Origin of the sequence: Streptococcus sp. 5346 (assembly GCF_013277455.1) — a bacterium.
Classification (GTDB): domain Bacteria; phylum Bacillota; class Bacilli; order Lactobacillales; family Streptococcaceae; genus Streptococcus.
This window is the reverse complement of the sequence record NZ_VMMY01000003.1, coordinates 157858-182462: the sequence shown is the minus strand read 5'-3', so window position 1 is coordinate 182462 and position 24605 is coordinate 157858. Positions and strand designations below refer to the sequence as shown.

General features: G+C 40.2%; 24 protein-coding genes, 2 tRNA genes and 1 other annotated feature. Of the genes, 3 read left to right on the top strand and 23 right to left on the bottom strand.

Annotated elements, in window-relative coordinates; translation table 11 throughout:
• Positions 1-94: 94 nt before the first annotated feature.
• The 7 genes from HT732_RS03615 to HT732_RS03585 form a co-directional block, all read right to left on the bottom strand.
• On the bottom strand, positions 95-1864 hold the full coding sequence (locus HT732_RS03615; RefSeq protein ID WP_173253987.1) for a glucosaminidase domain-containing protein: 1770 nt from the start codon (positions 1862-1864) through the stop codon (positions 95-97).
• A 41-nt stretch (positions 1865-1905) separates the two neighbouring features.
• Positions 1906-2892 (bottom strand): dihydroorotate dehydrogenase, encoded by a 987-nt coding sequence (locus HT732_RS03610; RefSeq protein ID WP_173253986.1) that lies wholly within the window; start codon positions 2890-2892, stop codon positions 1906-1908.
• Positions 2855-3655: a dihydroorotate dehydrogenase electron transfer subunit gene (locus tag HT732_RS03605; protein ID WP_173253985.1), complete on the bottom strand. Its 801-nt coding sequence runs from the start codon at positions 3653-3655 to the stop codon at positions 2855-2857. The genes HT732_RS03610 and HT732_RS03605 overlap by 38 nt, the downstream gene beginning before the upstream one ends.
• 288 nt (positions 3656-3943) lie before the next feature.
• On the bottom strand, positions 3944-4237 hold the full coding sequence (gene rpmA, locus HT732_RS03600; RefSeq protein ID WP_000916509.1) for a 50S ribosomal protein L27: 294 nt from the start codon (positions 4235-4237) through the stop codon (positions 3944-3946).
• A 16-nt stretch (positions 4238-4253) separates the two neighbouring features.
• Positions 4254-4598 (bottom strand): ribosomal-processing cysteine protease Prp, encoded by a 345-nt coding sequence (locus HT732_RS03595; RefSeq protein ID WP_000613694.1) that lies wholly within the window; start codon positions 4596-4598, stop codon positions 4254-4256.
• 15 nt (positions 4599-4613) lie between these two features.
• Entirely contained in the window at positions 4614-4928 is a 315-nt protein-coding gene (gene rplU, locus HT732_RS03590) for a 50S ribosomal protein L21 (RefSeq protein ID WP_000109141.1), read from the bottom strand.
• A gap of 36 nt (positions 4929-4964) precedes the next feature.
• Positions 4965-5052 (bottom strand) — a sequence feature (ribosomal protein L21 leader region).
• Between the two features lie 64 nt (positions 5053-5116).
• Entirely contained in the window at positions 5117-5815 is a 699-nt protein-coding gene (locus HT732_RS03585) for a YoaK family protein (RefSeq protein WP_004242711.1), read from the bottom strand.
• 394 nt (positions 5816-6209) lie between these two features.
• On the opposite strand from HT732_RS03585, the gene HT732_RS03580 reads away from it, so the two are divergent.
• Together HT732_RS03580 and HT732_RS03575 are read left to right on the top strand one after the other, a co-directional pair.
• Positions 6210-7187, top strand: a complete 978-nt coding sequence (locus HT732_RS03580) for a Gfo/Idh/MocA family oxidoreductase (protein ID WP_173253984.1) — start codon at positions 6210-6212, stop codon at positions 7185-7187.
• Positions 7184-8266: a DEAD/DEAH box helicase gene (locus HT732_RS03575; RefSeq protein WP_173253983.1), complete on the top strand. Its 1083-nt coding sequence runs from the start codon at positions 7184-7186 to the stop codon at positions 8264-8266. Before HT732_RS03580 ends, HT732_RS03575 begins: the two co-directional genes overlap by 4 nt.
• Before the next feature lie 460 nt (positions 8267-8726).
• On the opposite strand, the gene HT732_RS03570 is transcribed toward HT732_RS03575, so the two are convergent.
• The 3 genes from HT732_RS03570 to HT732_RS03560 all read right to left on the bottom strand — a co-directional run bounded on the left by HT732_RS03570 (position 8727) and on the right by HT732_RS03560 (position 11485).
• Entirely contained in the window at positions 8727-8876 is a 150-nt protein-coding gene (locus HT732_RS03570) for a chlorohydrolase (RefSeq protein WP_173253982.1), read from the bottom strand.
• 96 nt (positions 8877-8972) lie between these two features.
• On the bottom strand, positions 8973-10169 hold the full coding sequence (gene tuf, locus HT732_RS03565; protein ID WP_001040724.1) for an elongation factor Tu: 1197 nt from the start codon (positions 10167-10169) through the stop codon (positions 8973-8975).
• 206 nt (positions 10170-10375) lie between these two features.
• Positions 10376-11485, bottom strand: a complete 1110-nt coding sequence (locus HT732_RS03560) for an AI-2E family transporter (RefSeq protein ID WP_000488880.1) — start codon at positions 11483-11485, stop codon at positions 10376-10378.
• Positions 11486-11587: 102 nt separating this feature from the next.
• On the opposite strand from HT732_RS03560, the gene pbp3 reads away from it, so the two are divergent.
• On the top strand, positions 11588-12829 hold the full coding sequence (pbp3, locus tag HT732_RS03555; protein WP_173253981.1) for a D-alanyl-D-alanine carboxypeptidase PBP3: 1242 nt from the start codon (positions 11588-11590) through the stop codon (positions 12827-12829).
• A gap of 83 nt (positions 12830-12912) precedes the next feature.
• Here the strand turns inward: pbp3 and sufB are convergent, their stop codons facing one another.
• The 13 genes from sufB to HT732_RS03490 all read right to left on the bottom strand — a co-directional run bounded on the left by sufB (position 12913) and on the right by HT732_RS03490 (position 24589).
• Positions 12913-14325 (bottom strand): Fe-S cluster assembly protein SufB, encoded by a 1413-nt coding sequence (gene sufB / locus HT732_RS03550; protein ID WP_000797054.1) that lies wholly within the window; start codon positions 14323-14325, stop codon positions 12913-12915.
• Positions 14326-14382: 57 nt separating this feature from the next.
• Positions 14383-14823 carry a Fe-S cluster assembly sulfur transfer protein SufU gene (gene sufU, locus HT732_RS03545; RefSeq protein ID WP_173253980.1) on the bottom strand — a complete coding sequence of 147 codons (441 nt, stop codon included), beginning with the start codon at positions 14821-14823 and terminating at the stop codon, positions 14383-14385.
• Complete coding sequence (locus HT732_RS03540) at positions 14810-16036, bottom strand: cysteine desulfurase (protein WP_173253979.1); 1227 nt, start codon at positions 16034-16036, stop codon at positions 14810-14812. The genes sufU and HT732_RS03540 overlap by 14 nt, the downstream gene beginning before the upstream one ends.
• Positions 16037-16046: 10 nt before the next feature.
• Positions 16047-17309 carry a Fe-S cluster assembly protein SufD gene (gene sufD, locus HT732_RS03535; RefSeq protein WP_173253978.1) on the bottom strand — a complete coding sequence of 421 codons (1263 nt, stop codon included), beginning with the start codon at positions 17307-17309 and terminating at the stop codon, positions 16047-16049.
• A 27-nt stretch (positions 17310-17336) separates the two neighbouring features.
• Positions 17337-18107: a Fe-S cluster assembly ATPase SufC gene (sufC, locus tag HT732_RS03530; protein ID WP_000114489.1), complete on the bottom strand. Its 771-nt coding sequence runs from the start codon at positions 18105-18107 to the stop codon at positions 17337-17339.
• A 149-nt stretch (positions 18108-18256) separates the two neighbouring features.
• Entirely contained in the window at positions 18257-18451 is a 195-nt protein-coding gene (locus HT732_RS03525) for a DUF3272 domain-containing protein (RefSeq protein WP_119943155.1), read from the bottom strand.
• Between the two features lie 27 nt (positions 18452-18478).
• On the bottom strand, positions 18479-20134 hold the full coding sequence (gene dnaX / locus HT732_RS03520; protein WP_173253977.1) for a DNA polymerase III subunit gamma/tau: 1656 nt from the start codon (positions 20132-20134) through the stop codon (positions 18479-18481).
• Entirely contained in the window at positions 20134-20631 is a 498-nt protein-coding gene (locus HT732_RS03515) for a GAF domain-containing protein (RefSeq protein WP_004242179.1), read from the bottom strand. Before HT732_RS03515 ends, dnaX begins: the two co-directional genes overlap by 1 nt.
• Positions 20632-20717: 86 nt before the next feature.
• Positions 20718-21920, bottom strand: a complete 1203-nt coding sequence (gene rpsA / locus HT732_RS03510) for a 30S ribosomal protein S1 (RefSeq protein WP_001001634.1) — start codon at positions 21918-21920, stop codon at positions 20718-20720.
• Between the two features lie 161 nt (positions 21921-22081).
• Positions 22082-22153, bottom strand: a tRNA-Gln gene (locus HT732_RS03505).
• 9 nt (positions 22154-22162) lie between these two features.
• A tRNA-Tyr gene (locus HT732_RS03500) sits at positions 22163-22243 on the bottom strand.
• A gap of 49 nt (positions 22244-22292) precedes the next feature.
• Positions 22293-22523 carry a DUF2969 domain-containing protein gene (locus tag HT732_RS03495; protein WP_000037113.1) on the bottom strand — a complete coding sequence of 77 codons (231 nt, stop codon included), beginning with the start codon at positions 22521-22523 and terminating at the stop codon, positions 22293-22295.
• A 98-nt stretch (positions 22524-22621) separates the two neighbouring features.
• Positions 22622-24589, bottom strand: coding sequence for a peptide ABC transporter substrate-binding protein (locus tag HT732_RS03490; RefSeq protein ID WP_173253976.1), 1968 nt, complete (start codon positions 24587-24589; stop codon positions 22622-22624).
• Positions 24590-24605: the final 16 nt, after the last annotated feature.

Sequence of the window (24605 nt, the reverse complement as noted above, 5' to 3'; positions counted from 1 at the left end):
AAAAACTTATAATAAAGAATTCCTAAAATCAAAATCTTTTTGTCCCAGACTCTTTTTAACTTACTATTCACTCAAATCATATCCAACAATAGAACTAATCTTTGCCACCTAGTTTCTCATTGATTTTCATCATCACACTAGCAATTTTTTCGCCCCAATAAGGGTCTGAGGCATATTCCACATTCATACCAGACGCCTTGTTTCCAAGGAAAGTTCTGCCCCTATCGATATAATTTTCCTTAATCCACTTGGTTGCACCTAAAATTCCCTTATCCACATCATCAAATGTCTTGGCAGAAAGGTAAGGGGTCGTATCATAGGCTGTAATTCCAAAGAAATTATTCTTATCTTTGGCAATCTTACTTCGTCCCCAATCACTTTCTAAAGCACTATGGGCAAGGAGATAGAGGGCATTGATATGGTAATGTTCTTCGGCTTCCTTAAAGGTAGCTCCCTTATTTTCCAAGAGACTATTGTCAATATTTAACAGACTAAATACCTTATCCAAGTCTTCAGCACTATAGTTTGTAGCTTCTGTCAAATCTTTGAAAAGGAAGGGGATTTCAAGGTTAAAACCATCAAAATGCAGCCCATCTGCCGAATAATATTTCTTGCCTACTTCCATATCAGAAAGATGAGAAGCTACTGGGATACTAGCATTCTGAGCCACATAGTGATAAAAACGGTGGCCATCACTCTCATAATAAGGGATAAAGTCCTTACTAGCATCTAGCGCTTGTAAATCTTCTGTTTTCATATAGCCTGACAAACCAGAAATAGTAATAGCCAAGCGCTTGTCATCACTTTTTCTATCCTTATCTAGCCATACGACACTACCTTGCGATATATAGGAGAGCTTTTCACCATCTGCATCATAGACATTGGCTGTGACAGGTACTACTTGATAGTAAGCAGCATTTTCATTTGTAGCTTTTTCCCCAAGCCATTTACCGTCGCTTCCAAGCTGATAACCATCTACTGTCTCATTTTTCGCCATGTAGCCACCAGATTTGAAGTAGTACCAGGCTTGACTTTTAGCATCGTATAGCCATTCTTTCTCAGCCATTTTACCATCAGATTTGAGGTAAAACCATGACTCCTTATCCCAAATCCATTCATTGACTGCCATATAGCCACCGGATTTGAGATAATAATAGTGACCATTTTCAAAAATCCATTCTTTATCAGCATGATTTCCATTTGCTTTGATGTAAAACCAAGATTGGTATTGTTTGTCAAAAAGCCAACCTTGCTGTACTTTGGCACCACTAGCATTCACATAAGCCTGCTCAATCCACTGACTTGTCAGTAAATAACCACCGGATTTGAAATAATAGTCCTTGCCCTTAATTTGGAGCCATTCTTTCTCTGCGTGCTGGCCATCTGCTTTTATATAAAACCAAGAGTCGTATTGAGAATCATAAACCCAGTCTTCTATTACCTTGGCACCTGTTGCACCGACATAGGAAGTTCCTACCCAAGCATTTCTTTTCATCTTTCCATTTTGGTCAAGATAATAGAAAGCTCCCTTATCTTCTATCCATTCTGACTTGGCCATATAGCCACCAGATTTGAGATAAAAATAGTCGTCACCTTGTTTCAGCCATTCATTTTCAGCATAGTTGGCATCTTCTTTTATATAAAACCAAGATTGATAATGAGCATCAAAAACCCACTCATTAGCTGCTTGACTGCCGTCTGCTTTCAGGTATTGTTTTCCTTGCCAAGTACCATCACTGGTCATGACACCCTCTGGACTAGCTAAGAAAAATAGCAGGGCTAAAAAAATAAATCTTACTTTCTTCATTAACCTTCTTCCTCTGTTCTTATTTATTTTATTGTACCAAAATTCTCCTAAATTCATATTACAAACTAATAAAAAATCAAGAACAGATTGATTGCAGTTTACCTCAGAGACTCTTTTACTTCCTTGCGTAGATCTTCCAGACTGCTAATGCCGTATTTGTCCATGGCTTTTGGTAGATTTTCGATGATATCAGGGCAGGCATAAGGATTGGTAAAGTGGGCTGTTCCAACTCCGATAGCAGATGCACCAGCCAGATACATTTCTAGCACAGCTTCTGCCGAATCCACTCCTCCCATTCCAATGATAGGCAGGTCTGTTGTTTGGGCGACTTGGCGGATGAGTTTGAGGGCTACTGGAAATACTGCTGGGCCAGACATTCCACCTGTTCCATTGGCCAAGATTGGTTTTCTGGTTTTGAGGTCAAAGCGCATTCCAACTAGAGTATTGATCATGGTCAAGCCGCTTGCTCCCGCATCTTCTGCTGCTTTTGCGATAGTAACGATATCGGTCACACTCGGGGTGAGTTTGACATAAACTGGCACTTCGGAGGCTTCCACAGCTGCTTTCACCACATCATAAGCTAAATCTGGATCTTGACCAATTAAAAGTCCGTGATTACAGTGGTCAACATTGGGACAAGAAATATTGAGCTCGATAGCCTTTACATTAGTTGCCTTAGAAATACCATGAGAAACAGCCGCATACTCTTGTTTTGAAAAACCGGCCACATTAGCAATAATAGGAAGATTTGGATATTCTCTTTCCAGCCAAGGTAACTTTTCAGCCAAAACAACTTCCAAACCAGGATTTTGCAAGCCAATTGCATTAAGCATGCCAGCAGGTGTTTCTGCCACCCTTGGAGTTGGATTGCCAAAACGGGCTTCAAGGGTTGTCGCCTTGATCATAATAGAACCTAAAAGGTCTAAATCATAGTACTTGGCATACTCTTGTCCAAAACCAAAACAGCCTGATGCTGGAATAATCGGATTTTTCAAATCCAAGCCTGGTAGAGAAACTTGTAAACGATTTGTAGTCATGATTTTCTCCTTATAATACAACTGTTCCTGTTCGGAAAACAGGCCCATCTTCACAGACGCGTTGGCTGACCGTCTCGCTTTCTGGTACTTTTAGGACACAAGCGTAGCAAGCCCCCATCCCACAAGCCATACGAGATTCCAGAGATAGATAGGCTCTTGGGTGGTCATAAAAGGTTTGATTGATATACTTCATCATTCCAGGCGCCCCACATGAGTAAACAGCATCAAATTGATTGTCTAAATCCTTGATAACAACGGAAACATTTCCCTTGATACCATAAGAACCATCATCTGTCGTTACAAAGACTTGACCATATTGAGCTAATTCCTTTTCGAGGATAACAGCATCCTTGTTGGCAAAACCGAGGACTGTCACTACTTTCACTCCACGCGCATGCAATTCCTTGGCCACCTCAAGCAAGGGCGGTACACCAATCCCCCCACCAACAAGGAGAACCTGGCTCTGCTCATCAAGGTCAGACAAGTCAAAACCATTCCCCTGAGGCCCCATCACATCAAGAGTATCTCCCTGACTTAAGGTTGAGAAAATAGCTGTCCCAGCCCCTTCAATCCGATAAATGAGGTGACACTGCTTCTTTACCTTATCAATAGACGAAATTGAAATAGGACGACGCAAAAGATGGGCATCATCAGGCACACGCAGATGAAGAAATTGGCCTGCTCGCATGGCTTCAACCATTTCTCCTTCTAGGACTATTTCAAAGATTGCTGGAGCGATTTCCTCCTGTGCAACCACCTTCATTGTTTCCAAACGAATGGCACCCAAACGTTTCTTACATGTGGGATTCATGACTTTTCCTCCTTAAATTTTAAGGGGACCAGATAAAGAAAAGACCTTGCTAGTGCAAGGCCTCAGTTAAAATCGTACAACAGAAGAGAGCACACTCAAAAAGTCTCCTCTAGAAAATTGCACTATTCTTTTATCTGACACCTTGTGAGTCTCTCTGGACTCCCCTTAAAGGTTAAATTTTTATTAGTATACTCTTTCAACCAAAAAAAGTCAAGTAGAAAACGAACATTCTACTTGACTTCACGAGATTATTTCAAAGCTCAGGATAAAAAGGTTCACTGGACCTTTTTATTTAGCGATTGGGTAAACAGAAACTTGTTTTTTATCGCGTCCTTTACGTTCAAAGCGTACTACGCCTTCAACTTTAGCGAACAAAGTATCGTCTCCACCACGACCAACGTTTACACCTGGGTAGATGTGTGTACCACGTTGACGGTAAAGGATTGATCCACCTGTTACAGTTTGTCCGTCAGCTGCTTTAGCTCCAAGACGTTTTGCTTGTGAATCACGTCCGTTTGATGTAGAACCTCCACCTTTTTTGTGGGCGAAAAGTTGCAAGTTGTTAAGAGTCATTTTTAACATAATGTTTTCCTCCGTGTTAGTTTTCTGTGATAACTCTGGTTTGGACGAACTCAGAAGAGTTCTCCGATAAGTTTGCCATACCTAAGAAAAATGATTCAAAGAATAACTGGGTCATTTCTCTCTGGTGTGAAGGAAGATCTTTTGGAATCTCAACCATCAGATAGCCACCTTCATCTTCGTTTAATTCTAGGATTGGTTCATAGCCTGCAAATTTTTCAATGGAATTGATAAAGTTAATGGCAAGCGTAGAAACCGATGCACACACGACATCAAAGCCGTATTCGCCACTCTCGGCGTGTCCAGTAATTTCCGCACTCCTCAGCTCGCCATCTTCGGCTCTCTCAAAGACTGCTTGTATCATGTGTTCTCCTTAAAATTAAGCGTTGATTGCGTTGATGACAACTTTTGTATATGGTTGACGGTGACCTTGTTTACGGTGGCTACCTTTTTTAGGTTTGTACTTGTAAGTAACAACTTTCTTTTGTTTTCCTTGTTTTTCAACAGTTCCAACTACAGTAGCTCCAGCAACAAGTGGAGTTCCGACAACAGTGTTTTCACCACCAACAAGAACAACTTCGTTAAAAGTAACTTCTTGACCAGCTTCAACGTTCAATTTTTCAACGTAAACTGCTTGACCAACTTCAACTTTAACTTGTTTTCCGCCAGTTTTGATAATTGCGTATGTGCTCATTATGCACCTCCTATGATTTTTATGGGTTTCCCCGATTTTTTTGTGAAGACTCGCCTAGCATCGTGGGACGAACCACTTAAACTTGAATAATCAAGCAACGATGTTCGTGCGGTTGCACAGGATCGTGCATAGTCAACTCTTCAAGTATAGCATATCTCCTATTTTCTTACAAGTAATAACACCTAAAATCAAGCTTTTTCTTTTACTTTTTTCTGCCAAGAGGCAAAAAGCATGCTAATGTAAAAAATGCTCATCATAATAGGAACACCAAGAATGGTCTTTTCATGATAGAAAATCGTCAAATAAGCTGAAAAGACAACGCCAAGGACAAAACTACTAAGTAGGCTAACAAATATGAACCCTTCACGCAAAAAAGGAGTGTGCTTGGTTCGGAAATAATCTCCAAAAGCCAGCATGGTTCGTTTGATATTCCCTGTCATAAAGGCATTATTGTAGGCAATACCCGAAACCTCACCAAAAGCAGTTGTCACCAAGCCCATACAAAAGGCTAATGGCGGTACTAGATAGATATTATCTACAGTTTGCGGCACAAAACCAATAATGATTGATAAGATTGCCAAAGGAATCAATGACAGAATGGGCTTTTTCACAATTCTCAATTTTTCCTTATAAACAGTTAATAAAAAGACCCCCATCATAAAAGCTAGTAAAGTCATTACTTTGGCACTGGCATCTGACACATTATGTTGAATGAGCCCCACTGATAGAAAGACGACATTCCCAGTTTGTCCAGCTACAAGAGTATTCCCTCGGACAATAAAAGTATAGGCATCTACATATCCTGCACAAAAAGTCAAAAAAAGCGCTAGCCTCTTAGACTGACGTGATATTTTTCTTATAGGTAATAGCCTCATTTTTCCTCCCATTTCATTTACTCATTTCATTATTGTACCACTTTCTTTGGGAAAGTCCTAGTAGCTTATTTGAAAATTTTCCCCTGCGTAACTTCTCAAAGTAACTTCCACCTCTCTCCCAAAACTGGAAGTTACTCTAAGACGACTCTGTTTTAGGGCCATTTGTCGTGCACTTTTTTCTGAGTCTTTTCTCTTTTGAACCCTTATATATCAAGAAAAAGAAAACCAGTGGAAGTTAGTCTAAGACGGATTTCCACTGATGTCACGCGTTTTTATCATACTAAAAGCTAGGTTGTGGGAAACTGGAAGTTAGTTTTAAAAGTTACCAATTTTTCTCCTCTGTTGGATAGTCTCGTCCATCTATGTTATAATGAAAGAAGGATTTAAAATCGGAAAAGGAGTATCTATGCTTAAATTAGGTGTCATCGGCACTGGCGCTATCAGCCACCACTTCATAGAAGCAGCCCATACCAGTGGAGAATACCAGCTGGTCGCAGTCTATTCTAGAAAGTTAGAAACCGCAGCAACCTTTGCTTCTCACTATGAGAATATCCAACTATTCGATCAATTAGAAGTCTTCTTCCAATCTTCCTTTGATGTAGTCTATATTGCCAGTCCAAACTCCTTGCATTTTGCTCAGGCAAAAGCTGCATTGTCTGCAGGTAAACATGTCATTCTTGAAAAGCCAGCCGTCGCTCAGCCACAAGAATGGCTAGATTTGAGACATACAGCTGAGAAAAATCACTGTTTTATCTTCGAAGCAGCTCGCAATTACCATGAAAAAGCTTTCACTATCATCAAAAACTTTTTAGCAGACAAACAAATTTTGGGAGCAGATTTCAACTATGCCAAGTATTCTTCCAAGATGCCGGACTTGTTGGCTGGACAAACACCAAATGTCTTCTCAGACCGTTTTGCTGGTGGAGCTCTTATGGATTTAGGGATTTATCCTCTCTACGCCTCTGTTTGCCTCTTTGGAAAGGCTCAGGACGCGACTTATCAAGCTCAACAGCTTGACAATAGCATTGACCTAAATGGAGATGGAATCCTCTTCTACCCTGACTATCAAGTTCATATCAAGGCTGGAAAAAACATCACTTCCAATCTCTCTTGCGAGATTTATACGACAGATGGAACCTTGACTCTCAACACGATTGAGCATGTTCGCTTGGCTATTTTTACCGACCATCAAGGCAATCAAGTCCAACTCCCTATCCAACAGGCTCCTCATACGATGACTGAGGAAGTCGCTGCATTTGCACAGATGATTCAGCAACCAGACCAGACACTCTACCAGAATTGGCTGGAAGATGCAAGTTCTGTTCATGAACTACTATTTACCATGCGCCAGACTGCTGGCATTAGATTTGAGGCAGAAAAATGAAAACCAAACTACCGACTGAATTGCAAGAACTGAGTGACCAACTCGGTTTCCATGAATTTACCCCCATTCAAACTCAACTATTTGAGCCCCTTCTTGCTGGAGAAAACCTCCTAGGAGTGAGTCCAACAGGAACTGGTAAGACCCTAGCTTACCTCCTACCAAGTCTTCTCAGACTACAAAAGAAAAAAGCGCAGCAACTCTTGATTCTAGCACCAAATACGGAGCTTGCTGGACAGATTTTTGATGTATGTAAAACGTGGGCAGACGCTATCGGCTTAACTGCCCAACTCTTCTTATCAGGTTCGAGTCAGAAACGCCAGATTGAACGCCTAAAAAAAGGACCAGAAATTCTGATTGGAACCCCTGGCCGTATCCTTGAACTCATTAAACTGAAAAAAATCAAAATGATGAATGTGGAAACCATCATTCTAGATGAATTTGACCAATTGCTCGATGATTCTCAGATACACTTTGTCGAGAAAATTACTCACTACGCACCGCGTGACCACCAACTCGTCTATATGAGTGCGACGACCAAGTTTGACCAAGAAAAGATTGCGCCTAACACACGTACCATTGATCTCTCTGACCAAAAACTGGATAATATCCAGCATTTCTACATGCAGGTAGACCAACGTCACCGCGTTGATATGCTACGAAAACTGGCTCATGTTGAGGATTTCCGCGGACTAGTCTTCTTTAACAGCCTGTCAGACCTTGGAAGTGCAGAAGAAAAATTACAGTATCGGGATATCTTGGCTGTTTCTCTAGCTAGTGATGTCAATGTCAAATTTAGAAAAGTCATCTTAGAAAAGTTTAAAGACAAGCAACTAACCCTGCTTCTTGCAACTGACCTTCTGGCTCGTGGAATTGATATCGATAGCCTAGAATGCGTCGTAAACTTTGATGTCCCGAGAGATAGCGAAACCTACACACACCGTGCTGGCCGTACTGGCCGTATGGGCAAAGAAGGTTATGTTATCACTCTCGTCACTCATCCAGAAGAACTTAAAAAACTCAAGAAATTTGCGAGCGTACGTGAAATTGTCTTGAAAAATCAAGAACTCTATATTAAATAATCCCCCATTGCTCTATACACATCTAGTGTATGGAGCTTTTTTATAAGCAATTCAATTTTATACTCTTCGAAAATCTCTTCAAACCGCGTCAGCTTCGCCTTGCCGTATGTATATGATACTGACTTCGTCAGTTCTATCTACAACCTCAAAACGGTGTTTTGAGCTGACTTCGTCAGTTCTATCTACAACCTCAAAACGGTGTTTTGAGCTGACTTCGTCAGTTCTATCTACAACCTCAAAACGGTGTTTTGAGCTGACTTCGTCAGTTCTATCTACAACCTCAAAACGGTGTTTTGAGCTGACTTCGTCAATTCTATCTACAACCTCAAAACGGTGTTTTGAGCTGACTTCGTCAGTCTTATCTGCAACATCAAAAACATGTTTTGAGCTGACTTCGTCAGTCTTATCTACAACATCAAAAACATGTTTTGAGCTGACTTCGTCAGTCTTATCTACAACCTCAAAAACAGTATTTTGAGCTGACTTCGTCAGTCTTATCTACAACCTCAAAACAGTATTTTGAGCAGCCTTCGTCAGTTCTATCTGAAACCTCAAAACAGTATTTTGAGCAGCCTGCAGCTAGCTTCCTAGTTTGCTCTTTGATTTTCATTGAGTATTAGTTCAATATCTGAAAAAAAGAACCTTGCAAAGCAAGATTCTTTTAGTGTCTGACTTAAATAATTGTTCTTCTGGGAACTAAATCGAATTAAGCTTCGATTTCTGTAACCATACCTGAACCAACAGTACGTCCACCCTCACGGATAGAGAATGTAGTACCTTGTTCTACGGCGATTGGGTGGATCAACTCAACGTCGATTGTCACGTTATCACCAGGCATTACCATTTCAGTACCTGCTGGAAGTTCGATTGAACCTGTAACGTCAGTAGTACGGAAGTAGAATTGTGGACGGTAGTTGTTGAAGAATGGAGTGTGACGTCCACCTTCTTCTTTAGTAAGGATGTAGACTTCACCTTTGAATTTAGTGTGTGGGTTGATTGAACCTGGTTTAGCGATAACTTGTCCACGTTCGATTTCATCACGTTGAACACCACGAAGAAGGACACCTACGTTATCTCCGGCAAGACCTTCGTCAAGTTGTTTACGGAACATTTCAACACCAGTAACAACTGCTTTTTGAGTTTCTTCTTTGATACCAACGATTTCGATTTCGTCGTTGACTTTAACGATACCACGGTCGATACGTCCTGAAGCAACTGTACCACGTCCAGTGATTGAGAATACGTCCTCGACTGGAAGAAGCAATGGTTTGTCAGTGTCACGTTCTGGTTCTGGGATGTACTCATCAACAGTGTTCATCAATTCCATAACGATGTCTTCGTATTTAGAGTCACCTTCAAGAGCTTTAAGTGCTGAACCTTGGATAACTGGAAGATCGTCACCTGGGAAGTCGTATTCTGACAATAGGTCACGGATTTCCATTTCAACCAATTCAAGCAATTCTTCATCGTCAACCAAGTCAACTTTGTTCATGAAGACGATAAGGTGTTTAACACCAACCTGACGTGAAAGAAGGATGTGTTCACGAGTTTGTGGCATTGGTCCGTCAGTTGAAGCTACTACAAGGATAGCTCCGTCCATTTGAGCGGCACCAGTGATCATGTTTTTAACGTAGTCCGCGTGTCCTGGAGCGTCGATGTGAGCGTAGTGACGTTTTTCAGTTTCATACTCAACGTGCGCAGTGTTGATAGTAATACCGCGTTCGCGTTCTTCTGGAGCAGCATCGATAGACGCATAGTCTTTAGGTTGGTTAACTGATGAAGGCAAGCGACGTGCCAAAACAGTTGTGATAGCTGCAGTTAGGGTAGTTTTACCGTGGTCAACGTGTCCAATAGTACCAATGTTAACGTGTGGTTTACTACGATCGTATTTTTCTTTTGCCATTTGAGTAAAAGCCTCCAATAAAATATATTTTATAGATAGACAGTAGGCAATACAGTCTAACTTTCCTTACTATTTTATCAAATTTCAGCTAAATTGCAAGTGTTTTACAAAGTTTTTATGAATTATTCTTAATCTGCTGATCTAAACGGCACTTCTACTCCTATCACTTCCCTAAAGAAAAAGAAAAATCAGGGTTCTCCTGACTTTTACTTAGCTAATTCTCTTTCTCGTTCTTTCATTATTTTATGATTTTCATACAAACGGGATAAGAACTTAGAAATTTCTTTTAAGATAGAATAGGTTGGTACTGCGACAATCATGCCAATGACACCATAGATATTACTTGATAACAAAAGTAATACTAAAATTGTTATTGGATGAACCTTCATCACACCACCAACGATTCGAGGGTAGAGGATATTTCCATCCACTTGTTGAATGATTAGCATGTAAACAACTGCAATTAGCATTCTATGAGGATCCGTAAAGACATTGGCAATAATCATCGGAATCAAGCCAATACTTGGTCCCACATAAGGAATGAGATTGGCCAATCCTGAAAAGATAGCAAAGACCAAAGCGTATTTCAAACCAATCACGCTATATCCGATAAAGGCCAAACAACCGATAATAATGGCATCAATTGCGACTCCACTAATATAGCGAGCAATTGTTGCATTCAAATTCTTTAAAAGACCTGCAATATGCAACTTATCTCTCTTTAAAACAGTACGTTCAAGCATCGGTAAAAATTTGTTACCATCTAACAAAAAATAGACCAAAAACACAGGAGTCATAATAATAATCAAAACAGTACTAAAGAGAGCTGATAGAACACTTCCGACACTATTCGTCACACTATTTAGTATATTTTGTAAAATATCTACATAGGATAAATTTAACTGTTGAATAGTCGCTTGAATATCCAAATTTTGAAAGGCTGGATAAGTAGATAAATCCACAATCAAATCTTGTAAACGACTATAGATAGTCTGACTAGTCGCAATCAAGCTGGTCAACTGATTAACCAAAATCGGTAAGAGATAGACTACCCCAATGACAAGCCCCCAAACCAAAGCACACAAGGTTAGTAGAATACCAATGATACGATTAATTTTGAAATACTTTTGTAAAAAATTTACAATAGGATTGGTCAAATAATATAAAAAACCACCTAGAAGAAAAGGAATCATGATGGTGTTTGCTACGCTTACAAAAGGCGTGATAATCGCCCCCATCTCTCTCCATAAATAAAAAATGATTGTTAATAATAAAATCTCACTGGTCCAAAAAAATAATTTATTCTTACGAAACATGAGCTACCTCCATTCATCTATTTTACCATACTTTCAAAAAAGCTTCTTTCTTCTATCATGAAACTGGGAATATTTTTTTCTTTATGTTAGAATAAACTTACTATGAAAAAAATCATTTTAACTCTCTTAAGTCTATCCGTAATTGGGTCAGCATCTACTGTTGCTGCCCAAGATTTTAATATTGCTGCTAAACATGCCATTGCTGTTGAGGCAAATACTGGTAAAATTCTCTATGAGAAAGATGCAACTCAACCTGTCGAAATTGCTTCTATTACAAAACTACTGACAGTCTACCTTGTTTATGAGGCATTAGATAAAGGAACAATCACCTTATCAACTCCTGTAGATATTTCTGATTATCCTTATAAGCTAACAACAAATTCCGAAGCAAGCAACGTCCCTATGGAGGCTCGTAATTATACCGTCGAACAACTACTAGAAGCAACACTGGTATCCAGTGCTAACAGTGCAGCCATTGCTCTAGCTGAGAAAATTGCTGGCTCAGAGAAAGACTTCGTTGATATGATGCGGGCCAAACTCTTGGAATGGGGAATCAAAGATGCCACGGTTGTCAATACGACAGGTCTTAACAATGAGACTCTAGGGGATAACATTTACCCAGGTTCTAAAAAAGATGAGGAAAATAAGCTCAGTGCTTATGATGTTGCTATTGTTGCTCGTAACCTCATCAAAAAATACCCACAAGTCTTAGAAATCACCAAAAAACCTTCTTCTACTTTTGCTGGGATGACAATCACTTCAACCAACTACATGTTAGAAGGTATGCCTGCTTACCGTGGTGGTTTTGATGGACTGAAAACAGGAACAACAGATAAGGCTGGAGAGTCTTTTGTTGGTACTACTGTCGAAAAAGGCATGAGAGTCATCACAGTTGTTTTAAATGCAGACCATCAAGATAATAATCCTTACGCTCGATTTACAGCTACATCTTCCCTAATGGATTATATTTCTTCTACATTTACACTTCGCAAAATCGTTCAGCAAGGCGATGCCTATCAAGATAGCAAAGCACCTGTACAAGATGGAAAAGAAGATACGGTCACTGCAGTGGCTCCAGAGGATATCTATCTAATTGAACGTGTTGGGAATCAATCTTCCCAATCTGTTCAATTCACACCTGATTCCAAAGCAATCCCAGCACCACTTGAAGCTGGAACAGTGGTTGGCCATTTGACTTATGAAGACAAGGACTTGATTGGTCAAGGTTACATCACCACAGAGCGCCCTAGTTTCGAAATGGTTGCAGAAAAGAAAATTGAAAAAGCCTTCTTCTTAAAAGTTTGGTGGAATCAGTTTGTCCGCTTTGTTAACCAGAAATTATAAAAAAATCGCGATTTAAACCGCGATTTTTTTATTACAAGTTAATCTTCAAAGTCCTTGATTTTGGATAAATCTAAAATCAAATTTTACCCAACTGATCCTTCCATCTCATAGCTAATCAAACGGTTCAGCTCAACGGCGTATTCCATTGGAAGTTCTTTTGTGAAGGGTTCAACAAATCCCATAACAATCATCTCAGTTGCCTCAGATTCTGACAAGCCACGACTCATGAGGTAATAGAGTTGTTCCTCTGAAATCTTAGATACCTTAGCTTCGTGTTCCAAAGCAACTTGCGAGTTGTGAATTTCATTAAATGGAATGGTATCTGATGCTGACAAGTCATCCATGATAATGGTATCACACTCGATGTGAGAAACAGATTTCTTAGAGTTTTTGTTAAAGGTTACTTGTCCACGGTAGTCAACCTTCCCTCCGCCTTTAGCGATGGATTTAGACACGATAGACGAGCTTGTATGTGGAGCATTGTGTATCATCTTAGCACCAGTATCTTGGTGTTGCCCTGCATTAGCAAAGGCAATAGAAAGCATGGTACCACGCGCCCCTTCTCCATCAAGGTAAACAGATGGGTATTTCATAGTTGTTTTGGCACCCAAGTTTCCATCAATCCACTCAACCGTGGCATCCTTTTGAGCCTTAGCACGTTTTGTTACCAAGTTATAAACGTTATCAGACCAGTTTTGGATGGTTGTATAACGCATATAAGCTCCATCCAAGGCAAAGATTTCTACGATGGCAGCATGCAAGCTGTTACTTGAATAAGTTGGCGCTGTACATCCTTCTACATAATGGACACTTGCTCCTTCATCAACGATAATCAAAGTACGTTCAAACTGACCAGTATTTTCGTTGTTGATACGGAAGTAAGTTTGAAGAGGAATATCTACCTTGACTCCTTTTGGTACGTAGATAAAGGTTCCACCTGACCATACTGCCGAGTTGAGGGCAGCCAACTTGTTATCTGTTGGCGGTACCAACTTAGCAAAGTATTGTTTAAACAAATCTGGGTATTCCTTGAGGGCAGAATCCGTATCTGTAAAGATAATCCCCAATTTTTGGAACTCTTCCTTCATGTTGTGGTAAACCACTTCTGACTCGTACTGGGCAGAAGCACCGGCTAGATAAGCACGCTCAGCTTCAGGAATCCCGATACGCTCAAAGGTTTCTTTAATTTTTTCAGGAACCTCATCCCATGAACGAGCTGGTTTATCAGATGGTTTTTGGTAGTAGATCAAGTCATCAAAATCAATCTCTGACAAGTCTGCTCCCCAAGTTTGCATAGGCATTTTTTTGAAGGTTTCATAAGACTTCAAACGGAATTCTAACATCCACTCAGGTTCTCCCTTAGCAGCTGATAGTTCACGAATGACATCTTCGTTCAATCCTTTTCCTGTCGATAGGACAGGCTCTACATCATCATGGAAACCAAATTTATATTCACCAAGGTCAATTGGTTTTGGTTCTACTCTTTCTTCAGCCATAATATCCTTTCTTTCATTCTTCATTTCTACTGATTCATAAGACAAAAGAAACTTGTCTTATTGTTTTTCTTGATTTTCAATTGTTTTCTTCAGGGCATTCCAACCTAGGGTTGCACACTTGATTCGTTGAGGAAATTTGGCAACGCCTGATAAGAAAGCTGCATCTCCAAGTTGGTCTTGACGCTCATCTTTTTGCCCTTGCACCATTTCAGAAAAAATAGTCGCCAGTTCTAAGATTTCTTGTTTGGTTTTTCCTAAAACGGCATCTGTCATCATGCTCGCAGAGGCAGTCGAGATGGTACAACCTGAGTTTAGAAAAGCGATATCTTCCAAACGGTCATCTGCATCAAACTTGACAGAGAGGTTGATGACATCTCCACAGGTCGGATTGTTGAGACTGATTTGCTCAGCATCTTCCAACTTCCCTTGGTTATGTGGATTTTTCGAATGGTCCGCTACCACTGCCATATAAAGGCTATCTAGTTTAGAAAGTGCCATTGAAAAACTCCTTTGTCTTTTGTAAGGCATCGACTAGCTTGTCGCAATCTGCCTTGGTATTGTAGATATAAAAACTTGCACGAGCTGTTGCTGGAACATCCAAATACTGGAGCAAGGGTTGCGCACAGTGGTGACCCGCACGAACTGCCACACCTTCATAATCCAAAGCAGTCGCAAGGTCGTGCGGATGAAGATTGCCTAGGTTAAAGGCAATGACACCTGAACGTTGAGCCAAGTCCTGTGAACCATAAATGGTCAGTCCTTCAATCGCCTGCAATTTTGGATAGACGTATGCGATCAATTCCTGTTCATGGGCTTCAATCGCATCCATACCAATCTTTTCAAGATAATCTACTGCCGCAGCAAGTCCGATTGCACCTGCCATATTGGGAGTTCCTGCCTCGAATTTCCAAGGTAATTCCTTCCAACTAGCAGATTGTTCATAAACGAAATCTATCATTTCGCCGCCAAATTCTACTGGTGACATTTGTTCCAAATACTTTTCTTTACCATAAAGAACACCGATACCAGTTGGACCAGCCATCTTGTGACCTGAAAAGGCAAAGAAGTCCACATCCAAGTCCTGGACATCAATCTTCATATGAGGAGTAGACTGAGCACCATCCACCACCATGATGGCTCCCACTTGGTGGGCCATTTGAGTGATTTCTTTGATCGGATTGACAACACCCAGAACATTTGAGGCATGAGCTAGGGAGACAAATTTCACCTTATCAGTCAATTTAACTCGTAAGTCATCCATATCCAGAGCTCCATCTTTGAGATAGACATAAACAAGCTCTGCCCCAGTCTTGCGGCAGGCTTCCTGCCATGGAATGATATTGGAATGGTGTTCCATGACGGAAATCAAGACCTTGTCTCCCTCAGTCAAGACTTCCTCAGCATAACGCGCTACCCAGTTCAGACTGGTTGTCGTTCCTCTGGTAAAGAGAACTTCCTTTGTAGACCCTGCATTGATAAACTTACGAATGGTTTCACGAGCGGCTTCATAAGAAGCTGTCGCCCTTTCTGCCAAGGTATGAACGCCACGATGAACATTGGCATTGTCGTTCTCATAGTAGCGGTTAATCGTCTCCAGAACTGCTAGTGGTTTTTGTGTCGTCGCAGCATTGTCCAAATAAACCAATGGTTCATCATTAACAATCTGGTCTAAAATTGGAAAATCCTTGCGAATCACTTCTACATCTAACATAGGCTACCCCTTAGCGTTTTGACAATTTTTCTTCGATAGTTGCAATCATTTCATCACGAACTTCCTTGACTGGAATCTCAACGATAACAGATCCAAGGAAACCACGAACAACCAAGCGTTCTGCAGTTGCCTTATCCAGACCACGGCTCATGAGGTAGTACATATCTTCTGGATCTACCTGACCGATAGAAGCCGCATGTCCTGCAGTTACGTCATTTTCATCAATCAAAAGAATTGGATTGGCATCTGAACGCGCTTGGTCTGAAAGCATAAGAACACGGCTCTCTTGTTGCGCATCTGCTCCCTTGGCACCCTTGATAATGTGACCAATACCATTGAAGGTCAAGGTTGCTTTTTCAAGAATAACCCCATGTTGAAGGATATTTCCGATTGAGTTGCAACCATAGTTAGTTACTCGGGTATCAATCCCTTGTACCTGACGGCCACTTGAAAGAGCTACGACTTTAAGATCCGCATGGCTACCATTACCAATCAAGTCGCTATCAAAATCCGCAACGACGTTTCCTTCGTTCATGACACCGATTGCCCAGTCAATACTTGCATCGTTGCCTAATTTACCACGACGGCTAATGTAGGCAGTAACGTTTTCACCTAGACGGTCAATGGCGGCAAACTTCACTTGAGCACCAGAACGTGCAATCACTTCTACTGTGATATTAGCAGTTGCTTTGGCACTTCCTTCACCACGTGACTCTAAACGCTCCAGATAACTAATCTTAGAATTTTTACCAGCGATAATCATAATATGTTTGTTAAACGGCACATCGCTATCGCTATCTTGGTAGAAAATCCCTTCGATTGGCTCTTTAATTTCAACATTATCAGGAATATAGAGGACAGCACCACTGTTGAAATAAGCTGTATGGTAGGCTGCCAACTTATCATCATCATACTTAACAGATGACATGAAGAATTCTTCGATCAGCTCTGGAATTTCTTCTAAAGCTGAGTGGAAGTCTGTAAAGACGACACCCTGTTCAGCCAACTCAACTGGAATTTGCTCAAAAACAGTCTGAGTCCCTACTTGAACCAATTTCAAGTGATTATCTAGAGCTGTGAAATCTGGAACATTTACTGATGGCTCACTTTCTGTAATCGTTCCATCACCAAGATTCCAACGGTGGAATTTGACACGCTCAATAACTGGTAATTCCAAAGTCTCAATCTTGTCAAAAGCTTTTTGACGGAGATCAGCCAACCAGCTTGGTTCAGCGTGCATTTCTGAAAAAAGTTTAATATTTTCTTTAGTCATTTACTTCTCCTAAAAGATACGAGGGAATTACAATTCTTCCTTGTAGTCATAGCCAAGTTCTTCAGCTAGTTTTGCGTATCCTTCACGTTCCAAACGTGCAGCCAATTCTGGACCACCAGAAAGGACAACACGACCTTCCATCATCACATGTACCACATCAGGTGTGATATAGTTCAAAAGACGTTGATAGTGAGTGATGATCATAGCACCAAAGCCTTCACCACGCATGGCATTCACACCTTTAGAAACAACTTTAAGGGCATCAATATCAAGACCAGAATCAATCTCATCCAAAAGGGCGAAAGTTGGTTCCAACATCAAAAGTTGAAGAATTTCATTACGTTTTTTCTCACCACCAGAGAAACCTTCGTTGAGGTAACGCTCAGCCATTTCTTCTTTCATGTTGAGCAATTCCATTTTTTCATCTAGCTTAGTAATAAACTCACGAACTGAAATCTTCTCATCATCTTCTTTACCAGCATTCATGGCTGCACGAAGAAACTCAGCATTGGTAATTCCAGGAATTTCTGATGGGTATTGCATAGCAAGGAAAAGTCCCATACGCGCACGCTCATCTACTTCCAACTCAAGGATGTTTACGCCATCAAACAAAACTTCACCTTTGGTAACTTCATAGTTAGGGTTCCCCATGATAGCGGCAGAAAGAGTCGATTTACCTGTACCATTTGGTCCCATGATAGCGGCAATTTCTCCTGTTTTCAGGGTCAGGTTAACCCCTTTTAAAATTTCTTTTCCTTCAATCTCAACGTGAAGATCTTTGATCTCTAATACTGACATGATAGTTCCTTTCTTTTTCAAGACTTTTACAGTACTTACTAGAAAAACGTCTGATTTCCCCAGAAATAGAGTAAAAGGTCTATAAATATACTTTTATAGTATAACAAAAAAAAGCCTAAAAGGCTTTGATTTTGTCTGGAAGCTGAGGGCTAGTCTTTCCTATTAAAATGCTGATCGATGACATCAACGATTTTGCCCATCACATAACTGACTCGGAAATTTCTAAAGAGCAAAATGGCCCAAAAGGCTGCCATAATATAGCGGCCAGTCATCCAGGCTTCATTGAAAAAATAGGTCTCAGCAGCTGTAAACAGCGCGATGATAATAAATTGTTGTCTATTCATAAGCTTATTGTATCATGAAATCTTTCTTTAGTCTTCCTCTACCTTCACTTTATCAGCCAAAAATTCAAATCCTTCTGGAATCAGGCTTTCTTCTGCTTCTTTTTCAGTTTGAGAAGATTTGGCTTTGGCTGAAAAGGTTGCGCGAACTTCTTTCCATTCCTCCATGGAAATAGCTAAAATCTCAGGTGAAAAACCGGCTGCCTGACTGAGAATGTTGCCAAACATAGTGTTGAGATTGTCCCGTTTCATGGTTTGACCAGCATTGAAGTTAGACTCAAAAGCAAGAATGGCATGGTGTTCATTGGCCGCAACCGGTTGAGAACCAACTAGTAGAGCCTTATCAGGACCTCCAAGACTTTCAATCACCTCTCCCCAGGCATTCTGCAAGCGAATCAGATTTTGACGAGCCAAATCAGGATTTTCGACAGCCTCTTGTAGGATAGATTGAACCTTATTGCGATCCACACGATAGACTGTTTTGCCTACTGTTGGACGACTAGGAGCTGGATTTGTTGGCTTAGCTACGGTTCCCACATTGGCGAGTTCTTGTTTGAGACGGGCAACTTCCTGTCTCAGCGCAGCAATTTCATTTTCAACCGCCCCTGAAAGAGCTGTTTCAAGCTTGATTTCCGCCAAACGGATGGTCATCATTTCAGCATAAATCTTGGGCTGCAAACTAGACTTAATATCTGCTAAACTCACTGTCGCTAAGCGAATCATTTCAAACAGATTTTCTTGAGGAAGTGCCAAATTTTCTACAAAGACTGGACTATGATGAGTGTTTTCTCCACCTGTTTGAACAATTAACAAGTCTCTTAAATAGTGCAAAAGGTCGGTCACAAAACGGGTCATGCTCTTGCCATTGTCAAAAAGAAGATTTAAACAAGCTAATGCTTTGGGAACATCCTGTTGAGACAAGGCAGACACATAATCATCCAAGGCTGATAGGCTAATGGTGCCAGTAATTTCTTCAGAGATGGCAGTCGTCAGCTCGTTTCCCTGGGTCAAACTCAGAGCTTGGTCTAAAATAGACAAGGCGTCCCGCATTCCACCTTCAGCCCGTCTAGCAATGATTTCCACAGCCTCTGGTTCAGAGCTAATATTTTCCTTTTCTAAGATATAGTGGATATGCTCCTTAATATCTTGTGTCTTAATTGATTTAAATTCAAAACGCTGCACACGGGATAGAATAGTCGCAGGGATCTTGTGCAATTCAGTAGTGGCTAAAATAAAAACTACATTCTGTGTTGGCTCTTCCAGCGTCTTTAGGAGGGCATTAAAAGCCCCTGTAGACAGCATGTGAACCTCATCTATGATATAAACCTTATAACGGGCAAGGCTAGGGGCGTAGGTAGATTTATCACGAATTTCACGGATTTCATCCACCCCATTATTAGAGGCCGCATCCATTTCGATGACATCTTCTAAACTCCCGTCCGTCACTGCCTGACAGATATAGCAGTTATTACATGGTTCTCCCCCCACTTGATTGGGACAGTTCATAGCCTTGGCAAAAATTTTAGCAACACTGGTTTTTCCTGTTCCACGAGGGCCAGAAAAAAGATAAGCATGACTTATTTTCTCTTGCTCCACTGCTTGTTTAAGAGTCTTAGCCACAACTTCTTGACCAACCAACTGGGAGAAATTTTGACTTCTATATTTTCGATAAAGTGCTTGATACATTAGGCTTTCTCCTCAAACATTGTAAAGTCCCATTCTGTCTTTTCAAGCAAAATAGCGACAAATTGTTCCAAATAATTTCGATCTATAACATCATAATCATCAATCTCTGAAGAATCCAGATCCAGAACCCCAAGTAATTGACCATTCTTTATCATCGGCACCACAATTTCACTTTTAGCTAGACTATCACAAGAAATATAGTTAGGATAAGTCCTTACATCACCAACCAGAACTGTTTCCTGAAAGTGAGCTGCCTCACCACAAACACCCTTTCCTAGTGCAATACGGATGCAGGAAACACCACCTTGGAAGGGACCTAAAATCAATTCCTTTCCATCGAACAGATAAAAGCCTGCAAATACGGTATTAGGAAAGCGTGATTTTAAAAGAGCGCTGGCGTTGGAAAGATTAGCCAAAACATTGGTTTCAGCTTCCAATAAAAAAGAGAGCTCCTCATTTAACATTTGATAACGTGATTGTTTTTCTGATTTTAACATAGAACTATTATATCAAAAAAAGGAGCAGAGACAAAAGAAAAATCCCTTGTTTAGTAAACAAAGGATTTTGTGAATTTTCAATTTGATTAAAGTTCGATATCACCAAACAAATCAGCCATTGAGAATCCTGTTTGTGTTTCTGGAAGTTCAAAATCACGTTTTTCTTGACGTTTTGGACGACGTGGACGAGCAGCACGTTTTTCTTCTTTTTGTCCTTCTTCTTGAGCTGGACGCTCTTCAAGAGCTTTAATAGAAAGTGATACGCGCTCTGCATCTGCGTTAACTTCAAGAACTTTAACTTGAACTTCTTGACCAACTTTAAGAGCTTCTTTTGGATTTTCAATACGTTTGTGTGAAATTTGTGATACGTGAACAAGTCCATCGATACCTGGCAATACTTCAACAAATGCACCGAAGTCAGTCAAACGTTTAACTGTTCCTTCTACTACATCACCTTTAGCCAATTTTTGCTCAACGCCATCCCATGGTCCAGGTGTTGTTGCTTTAAGTGAAAGTGATACACGTCCTTCTTCTTCGTTAAGATCAAGGATTTTCACTTCAATTTCTTCACCAACAGTTACAACTGATTTTGGTGATACGTTACGTTCATGTGACAATTCAGTCAAGTGAACCAATCCGTCAACACCACCAAGGTCGATGAAAGCACCGAAGCTTGTGATACGAGCAACTTTACCAGTTACAACATCACCAACAGCCAATTTACCAAATACTTCAGCGCGAGCTGCTACTGTAGCTGCTTCAACAACTTCACGACGTGAAAGGATGAAGCGGTTTTCTTTGGCGTCAACTTCTTTGATTTTAGCATCAAATTCTTGACCTACAAAACGCTCAGTGTTACGTACGAAACGAGTATCCAACATTGAAGCTGGGATAAATCCACGAACACCTTCAAATTCTACTGAAAGTCCACCTTTAACGGCACGAGTTCCTTTAACAGTAACAACTTCTTCTTCGCGACCAACAAGTTTGTCCCATGCTTTGCGAGCTTCAAGGCGTTTTTTAGATACAAGGTATGTAACTGTATCAGTATCTTTACCAACTACTTGACGAAGTACAAGAACATCCAATACTTCTCCTACTTTAACAAAGTCATTGATATCTGCATCGCGATCGTTTGTCAATTCGCGAAGAGTCAAGACACCTTCAACACCAGTTCCAGAGATTGCAACGTTAGCTTGAGTCGCATCAACTGTCAATACTTCAGCACTAACAACATCACCAGTCTCAACTTGGCTAACGCTATTTAGCAAATCTTCAAATTCGTTCATCTAAAAAATCCTCCAACAATCAAGTTTTTCTTAAACTTGACATACTTATAATTTTTTTCCTAAGCACCCGCAAGGACATGTTCATATCATTCACGTCTTTCAATTATAAAAATAAAATACCCTAAGATATTTTGCTTTTTATCTTGATTATTACCTAAGAACTGGGGTAGCTGGATTCGAACCAACGCATGAGGGAGTCAAAGTCCCTTGCCTTACCGCTTGGCTATACCCCATTGATAAAATGGAGAGAGAGGGATTCGAACCCCCGAACCCGAAGGAGCGGATTTACAGTCCGCCGCGTTTAGCCTCTTCGCTATCTCTCCTACAATCAACATGGACTATTATATCATGAAAATTTCAAAAAAACAAGACTTATTTTGCTAAATTATAATTTTCAATCAAAATTTCTACAGCTTTTTCCAATTTTTTATAAAAACTATCGACATTCCCATTCTTTATGATGGCAAATTGTCCATCTAATTCGGCAATTTCTCCAATAACTTTTTTACCGATAGTCAATGTATAACCTTCAAAACTGTCTTTTCCTACATTAACTTTGGCATCTGCTACTTGAATTTCAATTTTTTTATCTTTCTTACTCATTTCATACCTCTCTTCACTTTTTCTATTTTACAAGAAAATCCAAAAACTAGCAAGAAAAAACTCTATATCATTCCGTGTCTGATATAGAGTTTTCTGCGTTATTTAATGTGTTTTTCTAGTTCTTTTTGGTACTTGCTATTAGATTCCAATTTGTCTTTTTGCCATTTTTTAAGAGCTTCTTCATATTCTTTTGTTGTAACGATATCTTTTTGCAATTTCATACCTTTAAAGATATATGGGTCACCTTTAATACCAACTTGTGAGTATGGTTTTGAGAATGGTACTACGTTACTTACAACTGGAGAACCACCAGATGAAGCTGTTGGCATCAATAATGAACTATCTGTCAACCAAGCTTGAGCTTTAGCATATTTTTCATATCTCTTCTCTAGGTCAGTGGTCTCAGAAACAGCATCTTCTAACAATTTCTTATATTGATCCAAACCAAGTTTAGCTACAACATCCTTATCTTTTCCTTTCGTAATACCAAGGTGTTTCATGGCAGAACCAGATTTTGGATCCATAATATTCAAGTAAGACGCTGGATCTTGATAGCTTGGAGCCCATCCTGTACTGTTCAAATCATAGTCTTTTTGAGAAGGAACACGCGCTTGTGATGTAATCGTTTCTTTTTCATTATCTGTCATTTGAAGTACATCGATGACAACATTTTCAGCACCAAGAGTTGATTCAATAGACTGTTTGAAAGAGTTGCTTTGTTGCACGGCGATAGTATCTGTTTGTTCAACCGGGACATCCAAGTGAATTGGGAAAGTTACCCCTTTAGATTCCAGGTCTTTCTTAGCTTTTTCGAAAGCAACTTTAGCCTTGTCAGGGTTGTAGATAGAATCCTTACCGTCAACTAGCTCAACACCTTTCCATTGGTCACCATAGTTCACCAACTCTGCTTGAGCGATTTGACCAAAGTTCTTACCACCTGCTTGTACGAAGTTATCTGGAACAAGACTGTTACGAATAATCTTGTCCGCACCGTCTTCACCATTTAGCTGGGCAGCATAAGAATGACGGTTAAAGGCAAAGTTGATAGCCTGACGGAAGTCCTTATTAAGCATAGCTTCTTTTGTAGAAGTCTTTTGCTCCTCACTTGTTTTCGCAGTTTTATTGTATGACTGACGATTTACGTTAAAAGTAAAGTAATAACTACTTGAATCTTGCGGGCTATAAGTGATTTTATCTCCGTATTGTTCCAAAGTTGAAGCAAAGTTTGAGCTGCTTGGGAAGAGACGGGCTGTCGTATAAGCACCAGAGGAGAAGCTACGGATCAAAGACTCCTGATCTGAACCATCGTAGTAGGTCAATTTAATCTTCTCAATTTTAACATTTTCTTTATCCCAGTAATTTGGATTTTTTTCATATTCAATCAAAGATTTAGAAGTCAATGTTTTTAAGAAATAAGGACCATTGTAGAGAATACCTGCTGGGCTAACCTCTCCGTAATTCTTTCCTGATGCCTTTAAAAACTCTTCATTTACAGGCAACATCGTCGCTGTTGTAACTTTTGAATTCCAGAAACTTTCTGGCGCATTCAATGTGTACTCAACTGTGTAGTCATCCAAAGCTTTAACACCAACTGTAGAGAAATCATTGGTTTCACCAGTCATATAGGCGTCCAAGCCTTTGATTGAATTTTGGATGAGAGAGACACCGTCTGACTTACCATCAGCGACGTGTTTTAGTCCTGTCACAAAGTCATGGGCTGTTACTTCTGCGTATTCTTCGCCTTCTGATGTGTACCATTTCACTCCTTTACGAAGTTTATAGGTATAAGTCAATCCATCTTTTGAGACAGACCAATCCTCAGCCAAAGAAGGAATAACATTACCATATTTATCATTTTCCATCAAACCATCAACGACATTCCCGATAATATCTGTTGTGGATGTACGCGTTGCTATGCTGTAGTCCAAGGATGCTGGATCCACTGCATAAACATAAGAAAATGTTGTCGGTGCATCTGCTTCTTTATCAGCTTTTCCACAGGCTGCTAAAAGAGCTGTTGTGCTCAGGACCACTCCTGCTGTTAAGAGCCACTTTTTCGATTTCATAAAAATCTCCTTTTGT

What these genes read in the sequence shown, in the direction of transcription:
- HT732_RS03490 (WP_173253976.1), bottom strand. Translation starts at nt 24,589, where the DNA reads ATGAAATCGAAAAAGTGGCTCTTAACAGCAGGAGTGGTCCTGAGCACA.
- tuf (WP_001040724.1), bottom strand. Translation starts at nt 10,169, where the DNA reads ATGGCAAAAGAAAAATACGATCGTAGTAAACCACACGTTAACATTGGT.
- sufD (WP_173253978.1), bottom strand. Translation starts at nt 17,309, where the DNA reads ATGACTAAAGAAAATATTAAACTTTTTTCAGAAATGCACGCTGAACCA.
- HT732_RS03580 (WP_173253984.1), top strand. Translation starts at nt 6,210, where the DNA reads ATGCTTAAATTAGGTGTCATCGGCACTGGCGCTATCAGCCACCACTTC.
- sufB (WP_000797054.1), bottom strand. Translation starts at nt 14,325, where the DNA reads ATGGCTGAAGAAAGAGTAGAACCAAAACCAATTGACCTTGGTGAATAT.
- sufC (WP_000114489.1), bottom strand. Translation starts at nt 18,107, where the DNA reads ATGTCAGTATTAGAGATCAAAGATCTTCACGTTGAGATTGAAGGAAAA.
- pbp3 (WP_173253981.1), top strand. Translation starts at nt 11,588, where the DNA reads ATGAAAAAAATCATTTTAACTCTCTTAAGTCTATCCGTAATTGGGTCA.
- HT732_RS03615 (WP_173253987.1), bottom strand. Translation starts at nt 1,864, where the DNA reads ATGAATTTAGGAGAATTTTGGTACAATAAAATAAATAAGAACAGAGGA.
- rplU (WP_000109141.1), bottom strand. Translation starts at nt 4,928, where the DNA reads ATGAGCACATACGCAATTATCAAAACTGGCGGAAAACAAGTTAAAGTT.
- HT732_RS03595 (WP_000613694.1), bottom strand. Translation starts at nt 4,598, where the DNA reads ATGATACAAGCAGTCTTTGAGAGAGCCGAAGATGGCGAGCTGAGGAGT.
- HT732_RS03515 (WP_004242179.1), bottom strand. Translation starts at nt 20,631, where the DNA reads ATGTTAAAATCAGAAAAACAATCACGTTATCAAATGTTAAATGAGGAG.
- HT732_RS03560 (WP_000488880.1), bottom strand. Translation starts at nt 11,485, where the DNA reads ATGTTTCGTAAGAATAAATTATTTTTTTGGACCAGTGAGATTTTATTA.
- HT732_RS03575 (WP_173253983.1), top strand. Translation starts at nt 7,184, where the DNA reads ATGAAAACCAAACTACCGACTGAATTGCAAGAACTGAGTGACCAACTC.
- HT732_RS03525 (WP_119943155.1), bottom strand. Translation starts at nt 18,451, where the DNA reads ATGAATAGACAACAATTTATTATCATCGCGCTGTTTACAGCTGCTGAG.
- rpsA (WP_001001634.1), bottom strand. Translation starts at nt 21,920, where the DNA reads ATGAACGAATTTGAAGATTTGCTAAATAGCGTTAGCCAAGTTGAGACT.
- rpmA (WP_000916509.1), bottom strand. Translation starts at nt 4,237, where the DNA reads ATGTTAAAAATGACTCTTAACAACTTGCAACTTTTCGCCCACAAAAAA.
- HT732_RS03585 (WP_004242711.1), bottom strand. Translation starts at nt 5,815, where the DNA reads ATGGGAGGAAAAATGAGGCTATTACCTATAAGAAAAATATCACGTCAG.
- HT732_RS03495 (WP_000037113.1), bottom strand. Translation starts at nt 22,523, where the DNA reads ATGAGTAAGAAAGATAAAAAAATTGAAATTCAAGTAGCAGATGCCAAA.
- HT732_RS03540 (WP_173253979.1), bottom strand. Translation starts at nt 16,036, where the DNA reads ATGTTAGATGTAGAAGTGATTCGCAAGGATTTTCCAATTTTAGACCAG.
- sufU (WP_173253980.1), bottom strand. Translation starts at nt 14,823, where the DNA reads ATGGCACTTTCTAAACTAGATAGCCTTTATATGGCAGTGGTAGCGGAC.
- HT732_RS03610 (WP_173253986.1), bottom strand. Translation starts at nt 2,892, where the DNA reads ATGGGCCTGTTTTCCGAACAGGAACAGTTGTATTATAAGGAGAAAATC.
- HT732_RS03570 (WP_173253982.1), bottom strand. Translation starts at nt 8,876, where the DNA reads ATGAAAATCAAAGAGCAAACTAGGAAGCTAGCTGCAGGCTGCTCAAAA.
- dnaX (WP_173253977.1), bottom strand. Translation starts at nt 20,134, where the DNA reads ATGTATCAAGCACTTTATCGAAAATATAGAAGTCAAAATTTCTCCCAG.
- HT732_RS03605 (WP_173253985.1), bottom strand. Translation starts at nt 3,655, where the DNA reads ATGAATCCCACATGTAAGAAACGTTTGGGTGCCATTCGTTTGGAAACA.